At 54.7% G+C, this 14,969-nt stretch carries 15 protein-coding genes and 1 pseudogene; 7 read left to right on the top strand and 9 right to left on the bottom strand.

Annotated features, from left to right (window positions below):
• The first annotated feature begins 139 nt into the window (after positions 1 to 139).
• From glmS to phoU, 6 genes are all read left to right on the top strand, one after another.
• Entirely contained in the window at positions 140 to 1,969 is a 1,830-nt protein-coding gene (gene glmS / locus M8370_RS07305; protein WP_020690250.1) for a glutamine--fructose-6-phosphate transaminase (isomerizing), read from the top strand.
• Between the two features lie 322 nt (positions 1,970 to 2,291).
• Positions 2,292 to 3,332 carry a phosphate ABC transporter substrate-binding protein PstS gene (gene pstS / locus M8370_RS07310; RefSeq protein ID WP_013099410.1) on the top strand — a complete coding sequence of 347 codons (1,041 nt, stop codon included), beginning with the start codon at positions 2,292 to 2,294 and terminating at the stop codon, positions 3,330 to 3,332.
• Between the two features lie 127 nt (positions 3,333 to 3,459).
• Entirely contained in the window at positions 3,460 to 4,419 is a 960-nt protein-coding gene (gene pstC, locus M8370_RS07315; RefSeq protein WP_013099411.1) for a phosphate ABC transporter permease PstC, read from the top strand.
• A complete protein-coding gene (gene pstA, locus M8370_RS07320) occupies positions 4,419 to 5,309 on the top strand; it encodes a phosphate ABC transporter permease PstA (protein ID WP_013099412.1) in 891 nt (296 codons plus the stop codon). Before pstC ends, pstA begins: the two co-directional genes overlap by 1 nt.
• Before the next feature lie 47 nt (positions 5,310 to 5,356).
• The gene (gene pstB / locus M8370_RS07325; RefSeq protein ID WP_008500183.1) at positions 5,357 to 6,130 is read left to right on the top strand and encodes a phosphate ABC transporter ATP-binding protein PstB; all 774 of its coding nucleotides are present in this window, start codon (positions 5,357 to 5,359) and stop codon (positions 6,128 to 6,130) included.
• A 14-nt stretch (positions 6,131 to 6,144) separates the two neighbouring features.
• Positions 6,145 to 6,870: a phosphate signaling complex protein PhoU gene (gene phoU / locus M8370_RS07330; RefSeq protein ID WP_008500182.1), complete on the top strand. Its 726-nt coding sequence runs from the start codon at positions 6,145 to 6,147 to the stop codon at positions 6,868 to 6,870.
• Between the two features lie 50 nt (positions 6,871 to 6,920).
• Here phoU and yieH read toward each other — a convergent pair whose 3' ends face one another.
• Positions 6,921 to 7,586: a 6-phosphogluconate phosphatase gene (gene yieH / locus M8370_RS07335; protein WP_250020708.1), complete on the bottom strand. Its 666-nt coding sequence runs from the start codon at positions 7,584 to 7,586 to the stop codon at positions 6,921 to 6,923.
• A 165-nt stretch (positions 7,587 to 7,751) separates the two neighbouring features.
• Here yieH and adeP point away from each other — a divergent pair, with 165 nt between their 5' ends.
• The gene (gene adeP, locus M8370_RS07340) at positions 7,752 to 9,089 is read left to right on the top strand and encodes an adenine permease AdeP (protein WP_023621401.1); all 1,338 of its coding nucleotides are present in this window, start codon (positions 7,752 to 7,754) and stop codon (positions 9,087 to 9,089) included.
• Positions 9,090 to 9,150: 61 nt separating this feature from the next.
• Here adeP and M8370_RS07345 read toward each other — a convergent pair whose 3' ends face one another.
• The 8 genes and pseudogenes from M8370_RS07345 to rpmH form a co-directional block, all read right to left on the bottom strand.
• Positions 9,151 to 9,717, bottom strand: a complete 567-nt coding sequence (locus M8370_RS07345; RefSeq protein WP_250020709.1) for an NADPH-dependent FMN reductase — start codon at positions 9,715 to 9,717, stop codon at positions 9,151 to 9,153.
• A gap of 36 nt (positions 9,718 to 9,753) precedes the next feature.
• Positions 9,754 to 10,500, bottom strand: coding sequence for a 4'-phosphopantetheinyl transferase family protein (locus M8370_RS07350; RefSeq protein WP_013099416.1), 747 nt, complete (start codon positions 10,498 to 10,500; stop codon positions 9,754 to 9,756).
• A 149-nt stretch (positions 10,501 to 10,649) separates the two neighbouring features.
• Positions 10,650 to 10,958: pseudogene (locus M8370_RS07355) on the bottom strand (hypothetical protein); the annotation flags it as partial.
• Positions 10,959 to 11,055: 97 nt separating this feature from the next.
• Complete coding sequence (gene mnmE / locus M8370_RS07360; protein WP_020685446.1) at positions 11,056 to 12,420, bottom strand: tRNA uridine-5-carboxymethylaminomethyl(34) synthesis GTPase MnmE; 1,365 nt, start codon at positions 12,418 to 12,420, stop codon at positions 11,056 to 11,058.
• A gap of 72 nt (positions 12,421 to 12,492) precedes the next feature.
• Positions 12,493 to 14,133 carry a membrane protein insertase YidC gene (yidC, locus tag M8370_RS07365; protein WP_020685445.1) on the bottom strand — a complete coding sequence of 547 codons (1,641 nt, stop codon included), beginning with the start codon at positions 14,131 to 14,133 and terminating at the stop codon, positions 12,493 to 12,495.
• Between the two features lie 2 nt (positions 14,134 to 14,135).
• Positions 14,136 to 14,393 (bottom strand): membrane protein insertion efficiency factor YidD, encoded by a 258-nt coding sequence (gene yidD, locus M8370_RS07370; RefSeq protein WP_001307474.1) that lies wholly within the window; start codon positions 14,391 to 14,393, stop codon positions 14,136 to 14,138.
• On the bottom strand, positions 14,357 to 14,716 hold the full coding sequence (gene rnpA, locus M8370_RS07375) for a ribonuclease P protein component (RefSeq protein ID WP_028028049.1): 360 nt from the start codon (positions 14,714 to 14,716) through the stop codon (positions 14,357 to 14,359). Before rnpA ends, yidD begins: the two co-directional genes overlap by 37 nt.
• 16 nt (positions 14,717 to 14,732) lie before the next feature.
• Positions 14,733 to 14,873, bottom strand: a complete 141-nt coding sequence (rpmH, locus tag M8370_RS07380; RefSeq protein ID WP_000831330.1) for a 50S ribosomal protein L34 — start codon at positions 14,871 to 14,873, stop codon at positions 14,733 to 14,735.
• Positions 14,874 to 14,969 lie beyond the last annotated feature (96 nt).

The raw sequence follows: 14,969 nt of genomic DNA on the forward strand, positions 1-14,969 counted from the left end.
AGGGGATAATATAATCCTCCCCCCACAAGCAGTACCCATAACAATAACCCCACTCTCTACAAGGCTCGGGGCGCCCGGAAAGGGCAAATACAGGTCAGCGACAACGCATGGCATAACGCCATAATCAGGAAATCTAACTATGTGTGGAATTGTTGGCGCAGTTGCGCAGCGTGATATTGCTGAAATCCTTCTCGAAGGTTTACGTCGTCTGGAATACCGTGGCTACGACTCTGCCGGTCTGGCAGTAGTGGATGCAGAAGGTCATATGACCCGTCTGCGTCGCCTCGGTAAAGTGCAGATGCTGGCCCAGGCCGCGGAAGAACACCCGCTGCACGGTGGCACCGGTATTGCGCATACCCGCTGGGCGACACACGGCGAACCGTCTGAAGGCAACGCGCACCCGCATGTGTCTGAACACATCGTGGTCGTGCATAACGGCATTATCGAAAACCACGAACCGCTGCGCGAAGAACTGAAAGCGCGCGGCTATACCTTCGTTTCTGAAACCGATACCGAAGTGATTGCGCACCTGGTGCACTGGGAGCTGGCACAGGGCGGCACGTTACGTGACGCGGTGCTGCGCGCAATCCCACAGCTGCGCGGTGCGTACGGTACGGTGATCATGGACTCCCGCGATCCGTCCACCCTGCTGGCGGCGCGTTCCGGTAGTCCAATGGTTATCGGTATGGGCATGGGCGAAAACTTTATCGCTTCTGATCAGCTGGCGCTCCTGCCGGTCACCCGCCGCTTTATCTTCCTGGAAGAGGGTGATATCGCAGAAGTGACTCGCCGCAGCGTGACGGTATTTGATACCAAAGGCGAGCAGGTGAAGCGCCCTGAAATTGAATCCAATCTGCAGTACGACGCGGGCGACAAAGGCGCTTACCGTCACTACATGCAGAAAGAGATTTATGAGCAGCCAAACGCCATCAAAAACACCCTGACCGGTCGTATCAGCCACGGTGAAGTGGACCTGAGCGAACTGGGTGCCAACGCAAACGAGCTCCTCAGCAAGGTTGAGCACATTCAGATTGTGGCCTGCGGTACCTCCTACAACTCCGGGATGGTCTCTCGCTACTGGTTTGAGTCGCTGGCTGGCGTGCCGTGCGATGTGGAAATCGCCTCTGAATTCCGCTACCGCAAATCCGCCGTGCGCCGTAACAGCCTGATGATCACCCTTTCTCAGTCTGGCGAAACGGCAGATACCCTGGCGGCGCTGCGTCTCTCTAAAGAGCTGGGTTACCTGGGATCGCTGGCTATCTGTAACGTGCCGGGCTCATCGCTGGTGCGTGAATCCGATCTGGCGCTGATGACCAAAGCTGGCACTGAAATCGGCGTGGCCTCCACCAAAGCGTTTACCACGCAGTTGACGGTTCTGCTGATGCTGGTGGCGAAACTGGCGCGTCTGAAAGGGCTGGATGCTTCTGTTGAGCATGACATCGTTCATGGTCTGCAGGCACTGCCAAGCCGTATTGAGCAGATGTTATCTCAGGATAAGCGCATTGAAGCCCTGGCTGAAGATTTCTCTGACAAGCACCACGCCCTGTTCCTCGGCCGTGGCGACCAGTACCCTATTGCGCTGGAAGGCGCGCTGAAGCTGAAAGAGATCTCCTACATCCACGCTGAAGCCTACGCGGCAGGCGAGCTAAAACACGGCCCGCTGGCGCTGATTGACGCGGATATGCCGGTTATCGTTGTGGCACCTAACAACGAACTGCTGGAAAAACTGAAGTCCAACATTGAAGAAGTTCGCGCCCGCGGTGGTGTACTGTACGTCTTCGCTGATAAGGACGCCGGTTTTGCCAGCAGCGACAACATGCACATCATCGAGATGCCGCATGTAGAAGAGGTTATTGCCCCTATCTTCTACACCGTGCCGCTGCAGTTGCTGGCTTACCACGTTGCGCTGATCAAAGGCACCGACGTTGACCAGCCGCGTAACCTGGCGAAATCGGTCACCGTAGAATAATCCCTCCAGGCTCCACCTTCGGGTGGAGCTTTTTTACCCTGCCTGGTTTGTTTTTAATCAACGCATTCGCGTTTTTATTTATGACAATCTGTCATCTTCAGCTACTTTTTTCAGTGTCACATAAAGAAAATATTTCTGAAAAGTTGTTGTCATGATAGTGACTAACATGATGATAAATAAGAAATCTTTCTCTGTTTTTTAAGCTAAATTTCCATTGTCATAAAACTGTCATAATTCGTACATTTATCTGTCACCTGTTTGTCCTATTTTGCTCATCGTAGCCACTTAAACAATGATTTACGAAATCCTTGCAGGAGACATTATGAAAGTTATGCGTACCACTGTCGCAACTGTTGTCGCCGCGACCTTATCTCTGAGCGCTTTCTCTGTATTCGCAGAAGCAAGCCTGACTGGCGCTGGTGCAACCTTCCCTGCGCCGGTGTATGCCAAATGGGCGGATACCTACCAGAAAGAAACCGGTAACAAGGTTAACTATCAGGGTATCGGCTCCTCCGGTGGCGTGAAACAAATTACCGCAAACACCGTTGATTTCGGCGCATCCGACGCTCCGCTGTCTGATGACAAACTGGCTCAGGAAGGCCTGTTCCAGTTCCCGACCGTAATCGGTGGCGTGGTTCTGGCGATCAACCTGCCGGGCGTGAAGTCGGGTGAGCTGGTGCTGGACGGCAAAACCCTGGGTGATATCTACCTGGGCAAAATCAAAAAATGGGATGACGAAGCCATCGCTAAGCTCAACCCTGGCCTGAAGCTGCCTTCTCAGAACATCGCCGTGGTTCGCCGCGCGGATGGTTCTGGTACCTCTTTCGTCTTCACCAGCTACCTGGCGAAGGTGAACGAAGAGTGGAAATCTAAAGTCGGTTCCGGCTCTACCGTTAACTGGCCAACCGGTCTGGGCGGTAAAGGGAACGACGGTATCGCCGCGTTCGTACAGCGTCTGCCGGGTTCTATCGGTTACGTAGAATATGCGTACGCCAAGCAGAACAACCTGTCCTACACCAAACTGGTTTCTGCTGATGGCAAACCTGTCAGCCCGACTGAAGAGAATTTTGCCAACGCTGCAAAAGGCGCTGACTGGAGCAAATCCTTCGCTCAGGACCTGACTAACCAGAAAGGTGAAGACGCGTGGCCAATCACCTCTACCACCTTCATTCTGGTTCACAAAGAGCAGAAGAAACCTGAGCAGGGCGCAGAAGTGCTGAAGTTCTTCGACTGGGCATATAAAAACGGCGGCAAACAGGCTAATGACCTGGATTATGCCAGCCTGCCAGACAGCGTGGTTGAGCAGATTCGTGCTGCATGGAAAACCAACGTGAAAGACAGCAGCGGTAAAGCGCTGTACTAACAGGATATATTTAACGAAGATGGCGGGTGGCGCTACGCTTACCCGCCCTACGGTTAACGCTGTAGGCCCGGTAAGCGTCAGCACCACCGGGCATATTCGTAAAACGTCTCAAACAGAAGAGTAATTTATGGCTGCAACCAAGCCTGCATTTAACCCTCCGGGTAAAAAAGGTGACATGATTTTCAGCGCGCTGGTAAAACTGGCTGCGCTGATTGTGCTATTGCTGCTGGGCGGCATTATCGTGTCTCTGATTTTCTCCTCCTGGCCGAGCATTCAGAAATTCGGTTTCTCCTTCCTGTGGACCAAAGAGTGGGACGCGCCGAATGATATCTACGGTGCGCTGGTGCCGATTTACGGCACGCTGGTCACCTCGTTCATCGCCCTGCTGATTGCAGTTCCGGTAAGCTTTGGTATCGCCCTGTTCCTGACGGAACTGGCACCGGGCTGGCTGCGACGCCCGCTGGGTATCGCCATTGAACTGCTGGCGGCCATTCCAAGTATCGTGTACGGCATGTGGGGTCTGTTTATCTTTGCGCCACTGTTTGCCACGTATTTCCAGGAGCCGGTGGGTAATGTTCTTTCCGCTATTCCGTTTGTGGGGGCGCTGTTCTCCGGCCCGGCATTCGGTATCGGTATTCTGGCGGCTGGTGTGATCCTCGCCATCATGATTATTCCGTACATTGCGGCAGTTATGCGCGATGTGTTCGAACAAACCCCGGTGATGATGAAAGAGTCGGCTTACGGCATTGGCTGCACCACCTGGGAAGTGATCTGGCGTATCGTTCTTCCGTTCACCAAAAATGGGGTGATCGGGGGCGTGATGCTGGGCTTAGGGCGTGCGTTGGGTGAGACCATGGCGGTGACCTTTATCATCGGTAACACCTACCAGCTCGACAGTGCTTCGCTCTATATGCCGGGTAACAGTATTACCTCCGCACTGGCGAACGAATTCGCCGAAGCGGAATCCGGGCTGCACGTGGCGGCGCTGATGGAGCTGGGTCTGATCCTGTTCGTGATTACCTTCATCGTACTGGCGATCTCCAAGCTGATGATCCTGCGTCTCGCGAAAAATGAGGGGGCACGCTAATGGCAACTCTCGAAATGCAAAGCCCTGCTCAGCTTGCGGAATCCCGCCGCAAAATGCAGGCGAAGCGTCGTTTCAAAAACCGTATCGCGCTGACGCTCTCGATGGCGACGATGGCATTCGGTCTGTTCTGGCTGATCTGGATCCTGTTCTCTACCGTGGTTCGCGGTATCGACGGCATGTCTCTGGCGCTGTTCACCGAAATGACGCCGCCGCCGAACACGGCGGGTGGTGGACTGGCGAACGCCCTGGCAGGCAGCGGATTGCTGATCCTGTGGGCGACGGTATTCGGTACGCCGCTTGGCATCATGGCGGGTATCTATCTGGCGGAATATGGCCGTAAATCCTGGCTCGCAGAAGTGATTCGTTTCATTAACGACATTCTACTCTCTGCGCCGTCTATTGTGGTGGGTCTGTTTGTTTACACCATTGTTGTGGCACAAATGGAACACTTCTCCGGCTGGGCGGGTGTGATTGCGCTGGCGCTGCTGCAGGTGCCTATCGTCATTCGTACCACCGAGAACATGCTCAAACTGGTGCCGGACAGTCTGCGTGAAGCGGCGTATGCGCTGGGTACACCAAAGTGGAAAATGATCTCCGCGATTACGCTTAAAGCCTCTGTCTCCGGGATCATGACCGGTATTCTGCTGGCCATTGCCCGTATCGCGGGTGAAACGGCACCGCTGCTGTTTACCGCCCTCTCCAACCAGTTCTGGAGCACGGACATGATGCAGCCGATCGCCAACCTGCCGGTGACGATCTTTAAATTTGCGATGAGCCCATTCGCGGAATGGCAGCAGCTGGCCTGGGCCGGGGTGCTGATCATCACCCTTTGCGTATTGTTGCTGAACATTCTGGCGCGCGTCATTTTCGCGAAGAAGAAACACGGTTAAATTTTTACGGCGCGGCAGCTCGCGGCGCCGAATGAGGAAATGAGTCAATGAGTATGGTTGATACTGCCCCGGGTAAGATTCAGGTTCGTGATTTGAACTTCTACTACGGCAAATTCCATGCCCTGAAGAATATCAACCTGGATATCGCGAAGAACCAGGTAACGGCATTCATCGGTCCGTCCGGCTGTGGTAAATCCACGCTGCTGCGCACCTTTAACAAAATGTACTCGCTCTATCCAGAGCAGCGTGCCGAAGGCGAAATCATCCTGGACGGTGAAAACATTCTGACCCAGGCTCAGGATATCGCCCTGCTGCGCGCGAAAGTGGGCATGGTTTTCCAGAAACCGACGCCGTTCCCGATGTCGATATACGACAACATCGCGTTTGGTGTACGCCTTTTTGAAAAGCTCTCCCGTGCCGATATGGACGAGCGCGTGCAGTGGGCCTTGACCAAGGCCGCATTATGGAACGAAACCAAAGATAAGTTGCACCAGAGCGGTTACTCTCTCTCCGGCGGGCAGCAGCAGCGTCTGTGCATTGCGCGTGGAATCGCGATCCGCCCGGAAGTGTTGCTGCTGGATGAGCCATGTTCAGCGCTGGACCCGATCTCAACCGGTCGTATCGAAGAGCTGATCACCGAGCTGAAGCAGGATTACACCGTGGTTATCGTGACCCACAACATGCAGCAGGCTGCGCGTTGCTCCGACCACACGGCATTTATGTACCTGGGCGAGTTGATTGAGTTCAGTAACACGGACGATCTGTTCACCAAGCCCGCTAAAAAGCAAACAGAAGACTATATCACCGGTCGTTACGGTTGATTCAGGAGCGCGCTATGGACAATCTCAATCTTAATAAACACATTTCCGGCCAGTTCAACGCAGAGCTGGAAAGTATTCGCACTCAGGTCATGACCATGGGTGGCATGGTCGAGCAACAGCTTTCTGATGCGATCACGGCGATGCATAACCAGGACAGCGAACTGGCGAAGCGCGTTATCGAAGGCGATAAAAACGTCAACATGATGGAAGTGGCGATTGACGAAGCGTGTGTGCGCATAATCGCCAAGCGTCAGCCGACGGCGAGCGACCTGCGTCTGGTGATGGCCATCATCAAAACCATCGCCGAGCTGGAACGTATCGGTGACGTTGCGGATAAAATCTGCCGCACCGCGCTGGAGAAATTCTCTCAGCAGCATCAGCCGCTGCTGGTGAGCCTGGAGTCGCTGGGCCGCCACACGGTGCAGATGCTGCACGACGTGCTGGATGCCTTTGCGCGTATGGATCTGGATGAAGCGGTACGTATCTACCGTGAAGACAAGAAAGTCGACCAGGAGTATGAAGGCATCGTGCGCCAGCTGATGACCTACATGATGGAAGATTCACGTACGATCCCAAGCGTACTGACCGCCCTGTTCTGCGCGCGCTCTATCGAGCGTATCGGCGACCGCTGCCAGAACATTTGCGAATACATTTTCTACTTTGTGAAAGGTCAGGACTTCCGTCACGTGGGCGGCGACGAGCTGGACAAGCTGCTGGCGGGTAAAGATCCGAAAGAGTAATCAGTGGTTAAAATGCCCGGTGGCGCTGCGCTTACCGGGCCTACAAAAACCTATCGTGTAATATTCCACCCGCGCGCCTTCCACAATTCCGGCAACTGCGCCAGATCGGTAAAGGTCGTCACTTTTGGATGATCGATCGGCTTGTTGTGCGGGTCGGCACAGAAATAAAACACTTCCATTCCTGCATCAATGCCCGACTGCGCGCCCGCGGACGAGTCATCCACCAGAATACAGTTCTCTACGTTGACGTTCATTGCGTTTGCCGCATGGAACATCAGCGCAGGATCTGGCTTCCAGCGTTGAATATCGTAGCCGCTGAACAATTTTTCCGGGAAGTGGTGCAGCATCTCAAGCTTACCCAGCGAGTGCTGCATTTTGCTGACCGGTCCGTTAGACACCACGCAGATCGGTACCGTCATGGCATCCAGCAGCGCGTTTGCGCCAGCAATGACCTCCAGCTCAGAATCGAACAGGCGTGCGACCTCGGCGCGGTACACCGGTTCCAGATCCGTTTTCGCCAGATCCACACCGTGTTCGGCGTTAATGATGTCGATGATCTCGTACAGTTTCACGCCCTTAAAGCGTTTGAACACCTCGTCGAGAGCGAGCGTAATACCAAATTCCTGGAACATGGCGACATACGCGCGGGAACAAATGACCTCACTGTCGACCAGCGTACCGTCGCAGTCGAAAAATACCGCTTCAATTCCGGACATGCCTTTCCCTTTTTACAAGTTTAACGTTTACGTACTGCAGTTCAACGAGACGCAATCGTTGCCGTATAAGCAAAATCAATGAAAAAAGTATCTCGTAACCGCCACTATTGTCGCATTTTGGTATAGGATAGCGACGAATTTTCCCTCCTTGTTCGGAAATTGATGATGAGTCAACAACACACAACCCAGACATCGGGTCAGGGTCTGCTTGAGCGCGTGTTTAAACTGCGCGAGCACGGCACAACGGCACGCACCGAAGTGATCGCCGGTTTTACCACCTTCCTGACGATGGTCTATATCGTTTTTGTTAACCCACAAATTCTGGGCGTTGCTGGCATGGATACCAGCGCCGTCTTCGTGACTACCTGCCTGATCGCTGCACTTGGCAGCATTCTGATGGGCGTGTTTGCTAACCTGCCGGTCGCACTGGCCCCGGCGATGGGTCTTAACGCATTCTTTGCGTTCGTGGTGGTTCAGGCGATGGGGCTGCCGTGGCAAGTCGGCATGGGCGCTATCTTCTGGGGCGCGGTTGGTCTGCTGCTGCTGACTATTTTCCGCGTGCGTTACTGGATGATTGCTAACATTCCTGTCAGCCTGCGCGTGGGTATCACCAGCGGTATCGGTCTGTTCATCGGTATGATGGGGCTGAAAAATGCCGGTGTTATCGTCGCTAACCCGGAGACGTTGGTCAGCATCGGTCACCTGACCTCCCATAACGTGCTGCTGGGCGTGCTGGGCTTCTTTATCATCGCGATCCTCGCTTCGCGCAATATTCATGCGGCGGTGCTGGTATCCATCGTAGTGACCACCCTGCTGGGCTGGATGCTGGGTGACGTTCACTATAACGGCATTGTCTCCGCACCACCGAGCGTCTCTACCGTTATTGGCCATGTTGATCTGGCGGGTTCCCTGAATCTGGGTCTGGCGGGGGTGATTTTCTCCTTTATGCTGGTGAACCTGTTTGACTCCTCCGGCACGCTGATCGGCGTGACCGACAAAGCGGGCCTGGCGGATGAGAAAGGTAAATTCCCGCGCATGAAGCAGGCGCTGTTTGTGGACAGCATCTCCTCTGTCAGCGGTGCTTTTATCGGGACCTCTTCTGTTACCGCTTACATTGAGTCCTCTTCCGGTGTCTCCGTAGGGGGCCGTACCGGTCTGACCGCGGTAGTGGTGGGTATTCTGTTCCTGCTGGTGATCTTCCTTTCTCCACTGGCTGGCATGGTTCCACCGTATGCGGCTGCCGGTGCGCTGATTTACGTGGGGGTACTGATGACCTCCAGCCTGTCGCGCGTGAAGTGGGATGATTTAACCGAAGCGGTACCGGCGTTTATTACCGCGGTAATGATGCCGTTCAGCTTCTCTATTACTGAAGGTATCGCCCTGGGCTTTATCTCTTACTGCGTGATGAAGATTGGCACTGGTCGTTTCCGCGACCTCAGCCCGTGTGTCATCATTGTGGCGCTGCTGTTTGTGCTGAAGATTGTGTTTATCGACGCCAAATAAACATGTTTGCACCCTCTCCCGTGGGAGAGGGCTGGGGTGAGGGCATCAGCCCGCACCTCACTTAAGCCTTCACCCTCTTGATATAATCCCCAAACGCCGTCAGCTGGCCAGAGAGATGGTCACGCGTGCTCTGATCCACCACTTCACCCGTCTGCGGGTCGACCTTATTCTGAATCACTCCACCCATAAATTCCGGCTTGTTCATGACCATTGCATCCAGGAATACCAGGATCTGGCGCAGGTGATACTGGCAGCGCGCACCGCCAATGGCACCCATTGAACTGGTCTGAATCAGCACCGGCTTACCGGAAAGCGGCTGCTCCGGCAGGCGGGATAGCCAGTCAATTGCGTTTTTCAGGCCACCCGGAACCGAGTAGTTATACTCTGGGGTCACAATCACCACCCCGTCAGCCTGGCGAATCTGCTCGGCCAGCGCTTCGACGCTCTGCGGAAAGCCTTCTTCCTGTTGCTCGTCCGCATCGTAAAGGGGAATGTCACCAATGGACGGCAGGGCGCTAATCTCCATACCCGCCGGAGCCAACTGTGGCAGCGTACGGGCAACCATTCCGTTAAATGAACCTTTGCGCAGGCTTCCCAGTAATGTAACGACTTTCAACGTTTCAGACATGATTACTCCTGTTTCATCATGATGACCCTGAGCGGATCAGCTAAGGGTATATGCTTTTTCTGCCGGTAAACTGGTTAATCTCATCAGGCGCGCAGCGGGCTCGTTGGCACGTTCGGGCACATCCGGAAGGCTACTCCATCCCTGTTTACTGTCAAATTCCCAGATTTTCAGCCGTTCAATGGCAGGTGTCACTGCTACAGACCAGATCAGTACGTCTTCAACATCGCTGAGCGCTTCTACCAGCGCGGCTTGCGTGGAGCGCAGGCGTCCGGAGCCCGGCAGGAGTTGTAGCTGACTGGCATCGTCTGACGCGCAGCCACAGAGCTTACGAATGCTCTGACGCAAGGTGATAAGCTGAGCCCGGGCTTCAGTGGGATCGTTCTGGTTGCGCACCCACAGCTGTTCATTGCTGGAGAGCGGGTAATCATCATGCGGGCTGGCGCCGTGAAAACCGCGTGTCGCGCGCTGAAGCTCCATATCCAGCCCGCAATCGCCTTCGGTGGTGAGTGCTACGCCAATAATATTGCCCGTATAGGCAATGGAGAAACGCGGCAGCTCCGGGTCGGCAAAGACCGGACGACCTTCAGGTTGGATGATAATGTCCGGCAGCTCACTGGTGCCGTACAGCATAAACAGCAGTTCAGCAAGAAGCGCCCGGGACGCCAAAAAACGCGACCGACGGTGCTCAGGAAGTTTGAGCGCTTCACTGTGACACGCTGAAGAAATTCTGGCCGATACGAGACGACCTTCTGTCAGTATCCCTCTTGCAAAGTGCGTAGCCATTTTTCGCTCCTTGATAATGGTCGTAGTCGGTTAAACGGTTACATCATTATCGCTTAACTCAACTCCTGTTTTAATCAGTAAATGATAGTAAGAAAAGGCTGAGGACCGAACTTTACATTTTCTTAGGCGAAAATTGGATCGCTGACACCCTATAACGCCTTGATGGTCTCGCGTAGCCAGAGGATTTTCGGATTATGGCTGTTCCGTTTATGCCAGATCTGCGTGAAGGGCTGGAGGACCATAAGTAAAAGGATGCAGAGCATGCTACAGCCAATCATAATCCCGATCAGCATATTGCGCGCAAACGGCGTCAAGAACGAGACCGCCATACTGACCATCGTGGAATACTGCTCGCGATTAAAACCCATGGTTTCCATCAGCAGCACCAGGGAAACGGTTACATAGGTGAGGATCGCCGTCACGCTCAGAGTGGTGATCAATAATCGGCTAATAAAAAACGGTTCAGTAGCTTTCGGCCGGATGGCTCTCTTTGAGTACGGCAATCGACTGGACAAGGGTGATTTCCTGGGGGAAATCACCCTTCAGTAACGGGGGTCACTTACCAATACAGAAGCTCGAGAAGATCCTCCCAAGCAGATCGTCCGACGTAAACTCCCCGGTGATCTCACTCAGATTCTGCTGCGCCAGGCGCAACTCTTCCGCCAGCAATTCCCCCGCCCATGCGCCAATCAGCTGGGCTTTGCCCTGCTCAAGGTGACGTGCCGCCTCTTCCAGCGCCTGCAGGTGGCGACGCCGCGCCAGGAAGCCGCCTTCCATGCTGGTGTCAAAGCCCATGCTCTGCTTGAGATGGTTACGCAGGTCGTCAACGCCCTCGCCGGTGCGGGCCGACAGACGGATAAGTGAGTGACCATTCACATCGCTGATGCCCAGCGTTTCGCCGGTGACGTCTGCTTTGTTACGCACTACGGTGATCGGCAGTTTAGCTGGCAGACGGGCGATAAAGTCCGGCCAGATCTCCGCCGGGTCTACGGCGTCGGTCGTGGTGCCATCTACCATAAACAGCACACGGTCGGCCTGCTCAATCTCCTGCCAGGCGCGCTCGATACCAATACGCTCCACTTCGTCGCTGGCATCACGCAGACCCGCAGTGTCGATGATATGCAACGGCATGCCATCGATGTGAATATGCTCGCGCAGCACGTCGCGGGTGGTCCCGGCGATGTCGGTCACGATCGCCGCCTCACGGCCCGCGAGGGCGTTCAGCAGGCTCGATTTACCGGCGTTTGGACGACCCGCGATGACCACCTTCATCCCTTCACGCAGCAGACTCCCCTGGCGCGCTTCGGCGCGAACGGCATCGAGATCGGCCATCACATCATTGAGCTGGGCTTCAATTTTACCGTCAGAGAGAAAGTCAATTTCTTCATCCGGGAAGTCAATCGCTGCTTCGACGTAGATCCTGAGGTGAGTAAGTGCTTCCACAAGGTGATTTACGCGTGCGGAAAAAGCGCCCTGCAACGAGTTCAGAGCAGAGCGAGCCGCCTGTTCAGAGCTGGCGTCGATCAGGTCTGCAATCGCCTCGGCCTGCGCCAGGTCGAGCTTGTCGTTGAGGAAAGCACGCTCGGAGAACTCGCCAGGCTTCGCAATACGCAGGCCCGGCAGAGTCAGAATACGTTTTAACAGCAGGTCGAGGATGACCGGGCCACCGTGACCCTGCAGCTCCAGCACGTCTTCACCGGTAAAGGAGTTCGGGCCGGGGAACCACAGCGCAATGCCCTGGTCCAGTGGGGTACCGTCGCTGTCTTTAAACGGCAGATAATCAGCGTAGCGCGGCTTTGGCAGTTTACCCAGTACCGCTTCAGCGACCTCGCGCGCCTTCAGGCCGGAGATACGCAAAATGCCTACACCACCGCGTCCCGGTGGGGTTGCCTGGGCGACGATAGTGTCGTTATGGCTCATGGTTGCTCTCGTTCAATACAAATAAAAAAGGCGGTCAATCGACCGCCCTTATTTTAGCGTTAACTTACCGAATCAGGACTTTTTCTTTTCGCGGCTATGCAGGCCACGTTTTTCCAGACCACGGTAAATCAGCTGCTGCTGGATGATGGTCACCAGGTTGCTGACGATATAGTACAGCACCAGACCTGACGGGAACCACAGGAAGAACACGGTGAAGATGACCGGCATAAAGGTCATGATCTTCTGCTGCATCGGGTCGGTCACGGTGGTCGGAGACATCTTCTGGATGAAGAACATCGTCACGCCCATCAGGATCGGCAGGATGTAGTACGGGTCCTGTGCGGACAGGTCATGGATCCACAGCGCGAACGGCGCATGGCGCAGCTCAACGGAACCCATCAGCATGTAGTACAGCGCAAGGAAGATTGGCATCTGAATCAGCAGCGGGAAGCAGCCACCCAGCGGGTTCACTTTCTCTGCTTTATACAGGGCCATCATCTCCTGGCTCTGACGCTGTTTGTCATCGCCCAGACGCTCGCGCATTGCCTGAATCTTCGGCTGCAGCATACGCATCTTCGCCATGGAGGTGTACTGCGCTTTGGTCAGCGGGTACATGATGCCACGTACGATGAAGGTGATAACGATGATGGAGAAGCCCCAGTTACCCAGGAAGCTGTGGATGAACTTCAGCAGCTTGAACAGCGGCTGAGAGATGAACCACAACCAGCCGTAGTCAACGGTCAGATCCAGGTGCGGTGCAACAGCAGCCATTTTGTCCTGGATTTCCGGGCCGACCCACAGGGTGCTTGCCAGCTTACCGGTTTGACCCGGCTGAACCAGAACCGGCTGAGATTTGTAGCCGATAGCCGCAATACCGTTGCCCAGATTCGCGGTGTAGAAGTTATTGGTACCGTCGTTATTTGGGATCCATGCCGTTGCGAAATACTGCTGCAACATTGCCACCCAACCGCCTTTGGAGCTGACGTTCAGGTTTTCGTTATCGGCAATGGTGTCGAATTTGTATTTCTCATACTTCGCGTCAGGCGTGGAGTATGCCGCGCCACGGAAGGTATGCAGCGCAAAGTTGCTGCTTCCGGTGTCACGGTGAGACGGCAGATTGATGGACTGCTTCAGCTGACCAAAGGTCGATACTTCAAGCGGTTTCGCACCGGCGTTCTGTACGCTGTAGCCCACGTTCACTGCATATTCACCGCGTTTCAGGGTGAAGGTTTTAGTGAAGGTGTTGCCTGCCGCGTCGGTGTAGGTCATCGGAATAACGAGTTCGTTCTGGCCATCAGCCAGTACAAAGGTGTCGTTTTCGACGTTGTACAGTGGACGCGCACCGTTAGCCGGGTTATCCGGGCCATCACGACCGGTCAGGCCGCTCTGCGCCTGGTAGATAAACTCTGGCGTGGTTTCCAGTAACTGGAACGGCTCGGTAGACTTCAGCTCTTTCGGGTAGGTCAACAGCAGCGCCTGCTCAACATCACCACCACGGGTGTTGATAGTCAGCTCAAGCACATCGGTCTTAACCGTAATCTGTTTCCCCTGGCCACTGGCCGGTACGCCCTGGTCGGCGGCACTCCCCTGGCTGCTCGTTGTCTGCGTGGTCTGCTGCTGGGGTTGAGGATTTTTATCCTGCTCCCATGCCTGCCAGATCATGAAAGACACGAACAACAAAGCGATGATAAGAAGATTGCGTTGCGAATCCATCGTTAGTGTTCTCTGGTATCAAAGGGTCCTGGGGGGACGGGGTCGTCTCCACCTGGGTGTAAAGGGTGGCATTTTAATACGCGTTTCACCGTCAACCAACTGCCTTTTATCACTCCAAACCTGCGCAATGCCTCAATTCCGTAGCTTGAGCATGTTGGCGTGAAACGGCAGTGTGGCCCGAGTAGCGGACTAATCAGGCGTTGATAGACCCGAATGAGGGCTATCAGGACCCGCGAGCCAGGCGACAGTGGCGGCGCCATAATTTTTCCAACGCTTCCGAGAGAGCACGGTTATCGAGGTCGGCAACCCCTTTTTTCGCCACCACCACGAAATCCATAGAAGGCAGTTCGTGCTGACGTAAACGGAAGCTTTCACGCGTCAGACGTTTAATCCGGTTGCGTTCATGCGCACGCTTAACGTTTTTCTTGGCGACAGTAAGACCGATGCGGGGATGCCCCAGCGAATTTTGGCGGCCGAGGATGGTGATTTGCGGCGTGCCAGCCCGTAGTGGCTGCTGGAAGACGAAAGTGAAATGAGCGGGAGTTAACAAACGTAACTCCCTGGGAAATGCTAGCTTAACCACTCAGGGGTTAGCTTTATTACTTGGAAACGGTCAGACGAGCGCGGCCTTTAGCACGACGACGTGCCAGAACCTGACGACCATTTTTAGTAGCCATACGAGCACGGAAGCCGTGAGAACGGTTGCGCTTCAGTACAGACGGTTGAAAAGTGCGTTTCATGGCGATTTCTACCTAAACTTGAATAAATTCACTGACTTTTGCGTATACCCGAACGAGATTCGAACGACTAACGCCTCAGCGTGGGTGATTAAAGAG

Origin of the sequence: Enterobacter cloacae complex sp. OE43NF (genome assembly GCF_023544405.1) — a bacterium.
GTDB classification, from domain to species: Bacteria; Pseudomonadota; Gammaproteobacteria; order Enterobacterales; family Enterobacteriaceae; genus Enterobacter; species Enterobacter cloacae.

Bases quoted from the DNA above. Each gene is read 5' to 3' on its own strand.
- glmS (WP_020690250.1), top strand. From the start codon at position 140: ATGTGTGGAATTGTTGGCGCAGTTGCGCAGCGTGATATTGCTGAAATC.
- pstS (WP_013099410.1), top strand. From the start codon at position 2,292: ATGAAAGTTATGCGTACCACTGTCGCAACTGTTGTCGCCGCGACCTTA.
- pstC (WP_013099411.1), top strand. From the start codon at position 3,460: ATGGCTGCAACCAAGCCTGCATTTAACCCTCCGGGTAAAAAAGGTGAC.
- pstA (WP_013099412.1), top strand. From the start codon at position 4,419: ATGGCAACTCTCGAAATGCAAAGCCCTGCTCAGCTTGCGGAATCCCGC.
- pstB (WP_008500183.1), top strand. From the start codon at position 5,357: ATGAGTATGGTTGATACTGCCCCGGGTAAGATTCAGGTTCGTGATTTG.
- phoU (WP_008500182.1), top strand. From the start codon at position 6,145: ATGGACAATCTCAATCTTAATAAACACATTTCCGGCCAGTTCAACGCA.
- yieH (WP_250020708.1), bottom strand. From the start codon at position 7,586: ATGTCCGGAATTGAAGCGGTATTTTTCGACTGCGACGGTACGCTGGTC.
- adeP (WP_023621401.1), top strand. From the start codon at position 7,752: ATGAGTCAACAACACACAACCCAGACATCGGGTCAGGGTCTGCTTGAG.
- M8370_RS07345 (WP_250020709.1), bottom strand. From the start codon at position 9,717: ATGTCTGAAACGTTGAAAGTCGTTACATTACTGGGAAGCCTGCGCAAA.
- M8370_RS07350 (WP_013099416.1), bottom strand. From the start codon at position 10,500: ATGGCTACGCACTTTGCAAGAGGGATACTGACAGAAGGTCGTCTCGTA.
- mnmE (WP_020685446.1), bottom strand. From the start codon at position 12,420: ATGAGCCATAACGACACTATCGTCGCCCAGGCAACCCCACCGGGACGC.
- yidC (WP_020685445.1), bottom strand. From the start codon at position 14,133: ATGGATTCGCAACGCAATCTTCTTATCATCGCTTTGTTGTTCGTGTCT.
- yidD (WP_001307474.1), bottom strand. From the start codon at position 14,393: ATGGCGCCGCCACTGTCGCCTGGCTCGCGGGTCCTGATAGCCCTCATT.
- rpmH (WP_000831330.1), bottom strand. From the start codon at position 14,873: ATGAAACGCACTTTTCAACCGTCTGTACTGAAGCGCAACCGTTCTCAC.